At 59.4% G+C, this 1,929-nt stretch carries 2 protein-coding genes; both read right to left on the bottom strand.

All coding sequences use genetic code 11. The features are described 5' to 3' along the window. Window positions 1-97: 97 nt before the first annotated feature. Window positions 98-1,297: a succinyldiaminopimelate transaminase gene (dapC, locus tag AC1DLB_RS28875; RefSeq protein WP_064620059.1), complete on the bottom strand. Its 1,200-nt coding sequence runs from the start codon at window positions 1,295-1,297 to the stop codon at window positions 98-100. A gap of 157 nt (window positions 1,298-1,454) precedes the next feature. Further along, the coding region (locus AC1DLB_RS28870; RefSeq protein WP_477786176.1) for an ACT domain-containing protein at window positions 1,455-1,929 on the bottom strand (475 nt) is incomplete at its 5' end.

Here is a 1,929-nt window from a genome sequence, read left to right as displayed (position 1 = left end):
GGTGTTGTTGTGTGTGCTGGGTGTGGAGGTGTTATTAAATAAATGGCTTGGTTGATGATGCTCCGCACTACATTGCATAGTGCGGAGCTTTTATGAGTTATTTATTGCGTGTAATAAACGCGCGAATTCGCTCTGCGGCTTCAATGCATTCTGCCAACGGTGCAACCAGCGCCATACGTACTCGGCCTGCTCCGGGGTTTGAGCCGTTCACTTCGCGAGACAGGTAAGACCCTGGTACGACCGTCACGTGTTCCTCGGCAAACAGATCCCGGCAGAACGCCGCGTCGTCGCCATTTACGTTTGGCCACAGATAGAAACCGCCATCCGGGCGCTGCACATCCATCACCGGGCTGAGGATTTCCAATACCGCATCGTATTTCTCACGGTACAGCGCACGGTTGGCCCGCACATGCACTTCGTCGTTCCACGCGGCAACGCTGGCCAGTTGCGTTTGAACYGGCATCGCACAGCCGTGGTAAGTGCGATACAGCAGGAACCCCTTGAGGATGTCTGCATCGCCGGCCACAAAGCCCGAACGCAGGCCTGGCAGGTTGGAACGCTTGGACAGGCTATGAAACACCACGCAACGCTTGAAATCTTTGCGGCCTAGTTCAACGCAGGCGCTGAGCAGGCCGGGTGGTGGGGTCTGTTCATCGAAGTACAGTTCGCTGTAGCACTCGTCAGCGGCGATCACGAAATCGTATTCGTCGGCCAGGGCGATCAGTTTTTTCAGGGTTTCAACCGGGATCAACGCGCCGGTCGGGTTGCCCGGCGAGCACAGGAACAGGATCTGGCAACGCTTCCAGATGTCTGGCGAAACAGCGTCGAAATCCGGGTTGAAGCCGTTTTCGTCAAGGCATGGCAGGTAATGCGGCTTGGCTCCGGCCAGGAACGCCGCGCCTTCGTAGATCTGATAGAACGGGTTCGGGCTGACCACCAGCGCGTCTTCACCACGGTTGACCACGGTCTGGGTGAATGCGAACAACGCTTCGCGGGTGCCGTTGACCGGCAGCACGTTGCGCGCGGGGTCGAGCCAGCCATTTGGAACGCTGAAACGGCGTTCGCACCATGCGGCGATCGCTTCACGCAGGGCCGGGATGCCGAGGGTGGTCGGGTATACGGCCATCTGATCCAGATTGCTTGCCAAGGCTTCGGCGACAAAGCTTGGCGAGCGATGCTTCGGTTCGCCGATGGACAACGCGATGGCGCGTTTGTCCGGGTTTGGCGTGACGCTGCCGAGCAGGGCGCGGAGCTTTTCGAACGGGTAGGGCTGCAACTGGTTCAGAGCGTTGTTCATGGGGGCCTCGTTCAATATGGGAGCGGGCCTGTGTGGCGAGGGAGCTTGCTCCCGTTGGACTGCGCAGCAGTCGCAAGCTTTTGGGGTCGCTTCGCGACCCAGCGGGAGCAAGCTCCCTCGCCACACAAGCCCGCTCCCACAGGGGGATTGGGTTGATTCAGATGCTGATGCGCGAATGTTTGATATCGGGTTCCTGGTTGACGCTCAGCTGTTTGACGATTGCATCCTGCAAGCGGCTGCACAGCAAGGGGTCGGACAGCGGCTGATTGTTGGCGTCGGTGATAAAGAACACGTCTTCCACGCGCTCGCCCAAGGTGGCGATCTTGGCGTTCTGCAGCGACAGGTCGAACTCGAGGAAGATCGTGCCGATCCGCGCCAGTAACCCAGGACGGTCGGGTGCGCTGAGTTCCAGCACGGTCACCGGACGCTGGGCATCGTTGTGGATTGTCACCTGTGGCGCAAAGGTAAAATGTTTGAGCTGACGCGGCACCCGACGCTGGATAATCGTTGGGTAGTTGTCCGGATTGCGCAGGGCTTCGGTCAGGCCTTCGCGGATCTGCTTGACCCGCGCCGGGTTGTCGCCGATCGAGTCGCCATCGGTGTCGAGCACGATATAGGTGTCGAGGGTGAAC

Source organism: Pseudomonas sp. 05N434, from assembly GCF_056396965.1.
Note: the sequence above shows the minus strand (reverse complement) of the source record. Positions and strands in the feature narration are given on the sequence as shown.